We start from the raw sequence: 9042 nt of genomic DNA on the forward strand, positions 1-9042 counted from the left end.
ACGGAATCTCCAGAGAGTCGTTACTGCGCATGATGCACCAGCGCACGGTCGGCACGGGACTTGGCGGCGGATCGACGGCCGTGCAGCAGCGCGAACAGGGCCGGGACGAAGACCAGCGTGGCGACGGTTGCCAGCATCAGCCCGCCGATGACGGCGCGGCCCAGCGGCGCGTTCTGCTCGCCGCCCTCGCCAAGGCCGAGCGCCATCGGGATCATGCCGATGATCATCGCCAGCGCGGTCATCAGCACCGGCCGGAACCGGGTGAAGCCGGCCTCGATCGCCGCCCGCACCGCGTTGCTGTGCTCGGTCAGCCGTTCCCTTGCAAACGAAACCACAAGGATGGAGTTGGCGGTCGATACGCCCATGCACATGATCGCGCCCATCAGCGCCGGAACGCTGAGCGTGGTGTTGGTGAAGAACAGGCACAGGACGATCCCGCCAAGCGCCGCCGGCAGTCCCATGATGATGATGAACGGATCCAGCCAGGACTGGAAGTTCACGACGATCAGCAGGTAAACCAGCAGAATCGAGAACGCGAGGCCGCTCAGCAGGTTGACATAGGATTTCTGCATCGTCTCAAGCTGGCCGCGGATGGACAGGAACGTGCCGCGCGGCAGCATTTTTTCTGAATCGTGAACAATTTTCTCGACATCCGCCCCGGCGGCGCCCAGGTCGCGGCCCTGCACCGAGGCGTAGATGTCCACGACGCGGCGGATGTTGTAGTGATCGACCGCCGCCATTTCCTCCGACCGCTTGATGGTCGCGTAATCCGCCAGCACGCCGCCCTTCGCCGCGGTGGGCGAGGTGATCGGGATATTCTGCAGATCCTGCAGCGATTGTATCCGGTACTGCGGTGTCTGCGCCGCGAGCGTATAGTTGACGCCGTTGTGCCTGTTCAGGAAGAACATCGGCGCCGTCTGGGAACTGCCGCTGAGCACGGCCAGCAGGCTGTTGGCGACGTCGGCCTCGGTGACCCCGCCTTCCTGCGCCTTGGTGCGGTCGACGTTCACTTCGAAGTTCGGGTAGTCGAAATCCTGCTGGATGTGGGCATCGACGATGCCGGGCACATGGCGGATCTTGTTGAGGATATGGATCGCGACGTTACGGCTGGCCAGGATATCCCGGCCTTCGATCCGGATATCAATCGGCGCCGGCAGGCCGAAGTTCAGCACCTGCGTAACGATGTCGGCCGGCAGGAAATTGAACGTCACGCTGGGGAATTCGTGCGGCAGCACCTGGCGCAGCCGGGCGATGTAACCGTCCGTCGGCCGGTGATCCGGCTTCAGCGTCACCATGATGTCGGCGTCCGACGTGCCGATGACGCCGGAGATCGAATGCGTCAGGTTGATCGTGCTGTAGGGCAGGCCGATGTTGTCGGTGATCGTCTCGATCTGGCCCGCGCCGACCTCGCGGCGGATCGTCGCCTCGACCAGGTCGCAGATGCGCGCGGTCTCCTCGATCCGCAGCCCGGACCTGGCGCGCATGTGCAGCACAAACCGGCCGCTGTCGGTTTCCGGAAAGAAGTTCTGTCCGAGCCAGGGCACCAGCCCGAGCAGGCACAGGACGCCGCCAAGGAAGGCCGGAATGAACACCCGCCGGTGGATCACGAAGTAGGTGAGCAGGCGGTGGTATTTCTGCCGCACGCGCTCGAACCGGCGCTCGAAGCCGCGCTGGAAGCGCACGAACGGATTGCGCGTCGGCGGCTCGCCGTGCGGCTTGGCGCGCAGCAGGTACAGCGCCAGCGTCGGCACCAGCGTGCGCGACAGCACGTAGGAGGCCAGCATGGCGAACACCACGGCTTCCGCCAGCGGCACGAACAGGTAGCGCGCCACGCCGCCCAGCATGAACATCGGCACGAAGACGATGCAGATGCACAGGGTGGAAACCAGCGCCGGCACGGCGATCTGCGCCGCGCCCTCCAGGATCGCGCTGCGCAGGCCGAAACCTTCCTCCAGGTAGCGCTCCATGTTCTCGATCGTGACGGTGGCGTCATCGACCAGGATGCCGACGGCCAGGGCGAGGCCGCCGAGCGTCATGATGTTGATGGTCTGGCCGAGGAATCCCAGGATGATGATCGAGGTGAAGATCGACAGCGGGATCGACACCGCGATCAGCAGGGTGCTGCGCCAGCTGCCGAGGAACAGCAGGATCATCGCCGCGGTCAGGCAGGCGGCGAGGATCGCCTCGCGCACCACGCCGGAGATCGCCGCCTTCACGAAGACCGACTGGTCGGACAGCGGCTGGATCTTCAGCTCCGGCGGCAGGGTCTGCCTGACCCGCGGCAGGACCTTGCGGATGCCTTCGACGACGTTGATGGTCGAGGCATTGCCGGCCTTGAGGATGTTCATCAGCACGCCGCGCCGTCCGTCCGCCCGGGCGATGTTGGTCTGCGGCTGGAATCCATCGGCGACCGAGGCGACGTCGCGCAGATAGATCGTTGCGTTGCCGACGCGCTTGATCGGCAGGTCCCGCAGCTGTTCCAGCGTTTCGGGCGCGGCGTTCAGCCGGATGTCGTATTCGAACTCGGAGATCTTGGCGGTGCCCGTCGGCAGCACGAGGTTCTGTTTTGCCAGCGCGTCGAGCACGTCGTTGGGCGAGAGGTTCTTCTGCTGCAGCAGGGTCGGATCGAGATTGACCACGACCTGCCGCATCTTGCCGCCGTAGGGGTAGGGGATGACGGCGCCGGGCACGGTCACCAGCTGCGGGCGGGCGAAGTTGAGGGCGAGGTCGTTGAGCCGCGATTCCGACAGCGTATCGCTGGACAGGCCAAGCTGCAGGATCGGCACGCTGGAGGCGCTGTAGTTCATCACCAGCGGCGGCTCGGTACCGGGTGGCATGCCGCGCAGGATCGTCTGTGACGCGGCGGTGACCTGGGCGTTGGCGGTGTCGAGGCTGGCGCCCGGCTGCAGGAAGATGCGGACGATCGCGATGCCGGGGTAGGTGGTGGACTCGATGTGCTGGATGTTGTCGACCAGGGTGGTCAGCACCCGTTCGTAAACCGTCGTTATCCGGCCTTCCATTTCCTCCGGGTTCAGGCCGTTGTAGTGCCAGCCCACGGCGATGACCGGGATGTCGATGTTGGGGAAGATGTCGGTCGGGGTGCGCAGGATCGCCAGCGGCGTCATGATCAGGATGAGCAGCGCCAGGACGATGAAGGTGTAGGGCCGATCGAGGGCGAGGCGAACAATCCACATAACGGGCCGTTTCTCTCCGTGGGTTACCGACGCTGGTCCTGGGGCCGAGATGGAACCACCCGGCAACCGGTGTGGCCTTTGATCTTGGTCTAATATTCACAGCAGGAGCTTCCGGAGACAAGTGCCGGGCCGCCGGGCTCGCGAAGTGTAACTCTTTGTTACGGTCCATTTAGATTACAAACGAAATGCTTTCGTCGTGACAAAACCTGCAATGAAGCGCTGTTTTTCCATGTCCGGAACCGCCGGACGGTCGTTGCAAACGGGTCTTCATCGTCATGGCCGGCGAAAGCCTCATTGGCGTTAAAATAGCGGGCGGACGGCGCGATCGTTGCCGTATCGTCATGGTTTGGACAAGCCGCATAGGCGCTAACATAACCGGGAATAGGGCGTGGTCGTCTCCCTATCGTCATGGCCGGGCGTGTCCCGGCCATCTGCGCTTCGACGGTAGGGGGCGGATGGCCGGGACACGCCCGGCCATGACGGGGAGGCAATGGACCTGGCCCTGTCGCTCCATGTTACAGCAGACCGCAGGTTGGTTGAGACACGGCGACGGCGCACCTCACTCGTCATGGCCCGGCTTGTCCGGGCCACCTATTCCAGCACGTGTGCCGCGACAGGTGGCCCGGACAAGCGGGGCCATGACGATGAAGACAGGCCGTCTGCGTCTCAACCAACCTGCGGTCTGCTGTAGCGCCCATGCGGACAAGCCGGGCCATGACGGGGCAGCATGTGCTGGCGGCGATGGCCTGGACAAGCCGGGCCACGACGCGGCAACAGGCAGCCCAATTTAGCGCCAATGCGAGACGACTTGCCAGCGCGGCGCCAACAGAAGCTCGGTGCCGGCGGCTTGCCGCTCCGGCGGTGGAAGATCGGGATATGCATAAATGATGACGGATTGGTAGGCTGCGCCTACTGGTCAGTCAAGACTCCGAACCGGCAGCATTGCGTAGCGGCATGGTTGGTATGCGGCGCCGTTTCCAACGGCGAAGAGCACGGAAAACCCCGCTGATTCCCCCGCCCTCACGCTTGCCCGCCCGAACGTGATGGGCTAGCAAGCGCCCCACCTTCCGGGCAGCCATTCCCGGCCCTCGCCATGCGTGGTGGCCCGGTAGGCTCCGTAACATGTCACCCGGCGCCACTGCCGCGCCTTCGGAAGGACACGCCCCATGGCTCGCAACAAGATCGCGCTCATCGGCGCCGGCAACATCGGCGGCACGCTCGCCCACCTGATTGGCCTGAAGGAACTTGGCGACGTCGTGCTGTTCGACGTGTTCGGCGGCGTCGCGGCCGGCAAGGCGCTCGACATCATGCAGTCCGGCCCGGTTGACGACTTCGACTCCACCATGACCGGCGGCTCGGACTATGCCGCCATCAAGGACGCCGACGTGGTGATCATCACCGCCGGCTTCCCCCGCACCCCTGGCATGTCGCGCGACGACCTCATCGGCAAGAACGCCGGTGTCATCGCCACCGTCGCGGAAGGCATCAAGGCCAATTGCCCGAACGCCTTCGTCATCTGCATCACCAACCCGCTCGATGCGATGGTGTGGGTGCTGCAGCAGAAGTCCGGCCTGCCGGCCAACAAGGTCGTCGGCATGGCCGGCGTGCTCGACAGCGCCCGCTTCCGCCTGTTCCTGGCGCAGGAATTCGGCGTCTCGGTCGAGGACGTCACCGCCTTCGTGCTCGGCGGCCACGGCGACACCATGGTGCCGCTGACCCGCTACTCCACCGTCGCCGGCATCCCGGTCCCCGACCTGATCAAGATGGGCTGGACGACGCAGGAGAAGATCGACGCCATCTGCACCCGCACCGCCAACGGCGGCGGCGAGATCGTCAAGCTGCTGGAACGCGGTAGCGCCTTCTATGCCCCGGCGGCCTCGGCGATCGCCATGGCCGAGGCCTACCTGAAGGACAAGAAGCGCGTGCTGCCCTGCGCCGCCTACCTGACCGGGCAGTACGGCATCAACGACCTCTATGTCGGCGTTCCGGTCGTCATCGGTGCCGGCGGCGTCGAGAAAATCGTTGAAATCGAGCTGAACGCCACCGAAAAGGCCGCATTCGACAAGTCCTGCGGCGCCGTGCGGGAGCTGATCGAAGCCTCGCGCAAGTTAATCGGCTAAGGAAACCAGCTTATGAACATCCACGAGTATCAGGGCAAGGAGCTGCTGAAGCAGTACGGGGTCACCGTCCTGGATGGCCGCGTTGCCTGGACACCGGAAGAAGCCGAGGCAGCAGCCACGAAGCTTTCTGGCCCGGTATACGTGGTCAAGTCGCAGATCCACGCGGGCGGCCGCGGTGCCGGCCGCTTCGCGGACGATCCCAACGGCAAGGGCGGCGTGCGCCTGGCACGCTCGCCCGCCGAGGTCCGCGCCAACGCCGAGGCCATGATCGGCCATACGCTGGTCACCAAGCAGACCGGCCCGGCCGGCAAGGCGGTGCGCCGGCTGTATATCGAGGCCGGCTGCGACATTGCCCGTGAGCTGTACCTGTCGGTCCTGGTGGACCGCGCCACCGGCTTCGTCACCTTCGTCGCCTCCACCGAAGGCGGCATGGAGATCGAGGAAGTCGCCGCGAAGCATCCGGAAAAGATCCTGCGCGCCGCGATCGACCCGGCCTCGGGCATCTCCGGCTTCCACGGCCGCAAGCTGGCCGCCGGCCTCGGGCTGACCGGCAAGCAGGCGTCCTCCTTCGGCAAGTTCGTCGCCGCGATCTACAAGGCGTTCCTGGCGCTGGACTGCGCGATCATCGAGATCAACCCGCTGGTCGTCACCGGCGCCGGCGACGTGGTCGCGCTGGACGCCAAGGTGTCGTTCGACGACAACGCCCTGTTCCGCCATCCGGAACTGGAAAAGCTGCGCGACGAGGGCGAGGAAGACCCGAAGGAACTGGAAGCCGCCAAGTTCGAGCTGAACTACGTGGCGCTGGACGGCAACATCGGCTGCATGGTCAACGGCGCCGGCCTGGCGATGTCCACCATGGATATCATCAAGCTGTACGGCATGGCGCCGGCCAACTTCCTGGACGTCGGCGGCAGCGCGACGAAGGAGCGGGTGACCGCGGCGTTCAAGATCATCTTGTCGGACCCGAACGTCGAAGGCATCCTGGTCAACATCTTCGGCGGGATCATGCGCTGCGACATCATTGCCGAGGGCGTGGTCTCCGCCGCGCGCGACGTGCAGTTGTCGGTGCCGCTGGTGGTGCGTCTGGCCGGCACCAACGTGGAACTGGGGAAAGAGATCCTGGCGAAATCGGGCCTGCCGATTGTTGCGGCCGATAACCTCGCGGATGCGGCCGAGAAGATTGTCAAAGCCGTGCGGGAGGCCGCGTAAATGTCCGTCCTTGTTGACGCCAACACCAAGGTCATCTGCCAGGGCTTCACCGGCGCGCAGGGCACCTACCACTCCGAGCAGGCGATCGCCTACGGCACGAAAATGGTCGGCGGCGTGACCCCGGGGAAGGGCGGCATGACGCACCTGAACCTGCCGGTGTTCGACACGGTGTGGGACGCGCGGGAGAAGACCGGCGCCGACGCCTCGGTGATCTACGTCCCGCCGCCGTTCGCCGCGGACGCGATCCTGGAGGCGATCGACGCGGAAATCCCGCTGATCGTCTGCATCACCGAGGGCATCCCGGTGCTGGACATGGTGAAGGTGAAGCGGGCACTGGCTGGCTCGAAGTCCCGCCTGATCGGGCCGAACTGCCCCGGCGTGATCACCCCCGGCGCCTGCAAGATCGGCATCATGCCGGGCCACATCCATCGCCGCGGCAGTGTCGGCATCGTGTCCCGCTCGGGCACGCTGACCTATGAGGCGGTGGCGCAGACCACGGCGACCGAACTGGGCCAGACCACCTGCGTCGGCATAGGCGGCGACCCGGTGAAGGGCACCGACTTCATCGACGTGCTGGAGATGTTCCTGGCCGATCCCGAGACGAAGCAGATCGTCATGATCGGCGAGATCGGCGGCCAGTCCGAGATCGACGCGGCCGAGTTCCTGGCGAAGAACCCTGTGAAAAAGCCGACCGTCGGCTTCATCGCCGGCGCCACGGCGCCTCCCGGCCGCCGCATGGGGCATGCCGGCGCAGTGATCAGCGGCGGCAAGGATACCGCGGCGGCGAAGATGGAGGCGATGCGCGCCGCCGGCATCCACGTCGCCGACAGCCCCGCGGCGCTGGGCAGCACGATGGTCAAGGTGCTGAAGGGGTAGTTCGCCGGATGGCCGGTATCGGGTCCGGGTGAAGGACCTGACACCGGCATATCCTGCAGGGCTTGGCTTGGCGGCCGGGCCCTGCGTTGCTCATGGATCCCAGCCTCACCGTTGTGTCAGGGGCTTGCCGCCTCCTCCTCCAGGCCAACGCACCCGCTCAGGTCGGCGCCGTGTAGTTTCGCCCCGGCCAGCTTGGCCCCTCGCACCACTGCCTCGCACAGCGACGCCCGGGAGAAATTGGCGTCTCGCAGATCCGCCTGGCTGAGGTCTGCTTTCATCAGGCGTGCCTGAACAAGCTCGGCGCCGGTGAGGCATGCCCCGGTCAACCGCGCCTGGGTCAGGTTGGTCGGCCAGTCCCAGCGCTCACCGATGGGCAGCGGAGCGGCGCGCACCTCCGCCATGATGGCAGACTCGAGGATCGCTCGCTCCAGTTGTGCCCCTTCCAGGACAGCGCCTGTCAGGTTGGCCATGCGCCCATCCACCAGCGACAAGTCTGCCATCGACAGCGACGCGCCGGACAGATTGGTGCCCCGCAGCACGGCACCTCGGAGGACCGCAGCGCCAAGATCCATTCCACGCAGATCGGCCCCCGTGAGATCGACGCCGGTCAGGTCCGCCCGCACGCCCGACCGGCCCTTGCTGTCGATCCACACTGTGTGGCGCCTGATGATGTCGAGGATATCGGCCTTCAGCGGTCGCGGCACGGCGACGTCCTTCAGATCAGCCTGGCTGAGGTCAACGTCATCCAGCAGGACACCCAGCAGGCTGGCCCGCCTGAGCACGGCGGATATCATGATCGCCCGGTTCAGGGTCGCGCCGTCCAGCACGGCGCCTGCCAGGTTGGCACCGGTCAGGTCGGCCCCGTGCAGATTGGCGCCGGTCAGGTCGGCCTTGGCCATGTTGGCATGGGCCAGCGTGGTGTTGCTGAGGTTGGCATCGCGCAGGTCAGCCCGCTTGACCATCGGATTTGCCGCGTTGGCATTGCGCGGGACCGCGCCGCTGGCGGCGGCGCCCTGCATGGGCGTGCCCCTGTCGGGATGGCTGTGCCGCAGATCGCCACTGTTGGCAGCCATCAGCAATCCCTCGCGCAGATCAACGCGCGTCAGGTCGGCGCGGACCAGGATGGCATCGCGCAACGTGATGCCGCGCAAATCGGCACCCTCCAGCCTGGCGCCGGTCAGGTCGGCGCCGGTCAGGTCGGCACCGAACAGGTTGGCCCGGCGCAGGTCGGTTCCCCTCAGGTTGGCCTGCCGCAGGCGGACGCCGCTGAGGTCCGCCTCGACCAGGCAGCGGCCGGAAAGATCCAGCCCGGAGGCGTCCATGAACTTCAGGCAGGCGCGCCGGCCGCCGGGGTTGCGGTTGAAGAACGTCTTGTGCTGGTCGAGGATGGTCCTCAGCTCGACCTCACCGATGCGTCTCGTTTCAGGTCCGCCTGGTCGCGCCATTGCTATGCTCGGCACCCCGATCGCCACTGATTGGCGGTCACCATGACAGTTCCAGGTTAATGATTGATTAACCCACATTTGCCGACCAAACGCCAACTTAGCGTAACGAACGGTCCGAAAACCGGAGAAATCCGCCATTCATCCCGCCGGAATTTTTTGTAGTGCCATAATTTCACGGAACCCTCTTGACGACTCGGC

The 9042-nt window shown here is 65.7% G+C and carries 5 protein-coding genes; 3 read left to right on the plus strand and 2 right to left on the minus strand.

Features of this window, described 5'->3' with window-relative positions; translation table 11 throughout:
• Positions 1-20: 20 nt before the first annotated feature.
• On the minus strand, positions 21-3194 hold the full coding sequence (locus tag CCS01_RS26080; protein ID WP_104521695.1) for an efflux RND transporter permease subunit: 3174 nt from the start codon (positions 3192-3194) through the stop codon (positions 21-23).
• Positions 3195-4360: 1166 nt separating this feature from the next.
• On the opposite strand from CCS01_RS26080, the gene mdh reads away from it, so the two are divergent.
• The 3 genes from mdh to sucD are packed head-to-tail and all read left to right on the plus strand — an operon-like array spanning position 4361 to position 7399.
• Positions 4361-5314 (plus strand): malate dehydrogenase, encoded by a 954-nt coding sequence (mdh, locus tag CCS01_RS26085; protein WP_104521696.1) that lies wholly within the window; start codon positions 4361-4363, stop codon positions 5312-5314.
• 12 nt (positions 5315-5326) lie between these two features.
• On the plus strand, positions 5327-6523 hold the full coding sequence (gene sucC, locus CCS01_RS26090) for an ADP-forming succinate--CoA ligase subunit beta (protein ID WP_104521697.1): 1197 nt from the start codon (positions 5327-5329) through the stop codon (positions 6521-6523).
• Positions 6524-7399, plus strand: coding sequence for a succinate--CoA ligase subunit alpha (gene sucD / locus CCS01_RS26095; RefSeq protein WP_104521698.1), 876 nt, complete (start codon positions 6524-6526; stop codon positions 7397-7399).
• A 116-nt stretch (positions 7400-7515) separates the two neighbouring features.
• On the opposite strand, the gene CCS01_RS26100 is transcribed toward sucD, so the two are convergent.
• Entirely contained in the window at positions 7516-8844 is a 1329-nt protein-coding gene (locus tag CCS01_RS26100; RefSeq protein WP_158258608.1) for a pentapeptide repeat-containing protein, read from the minus strand.
• Positions 8845-9042: the final 198 nt, after the last annotated feature.

This window comes from Rhodopila globiformis (assembly GCF_002937115.1).
GTDB lineage: Bacteria > Pseudomonadota > Alphaproteobacteria > Acetobacterales > Acetobacteraceae > Rhodopila > Rhodopila globiformis.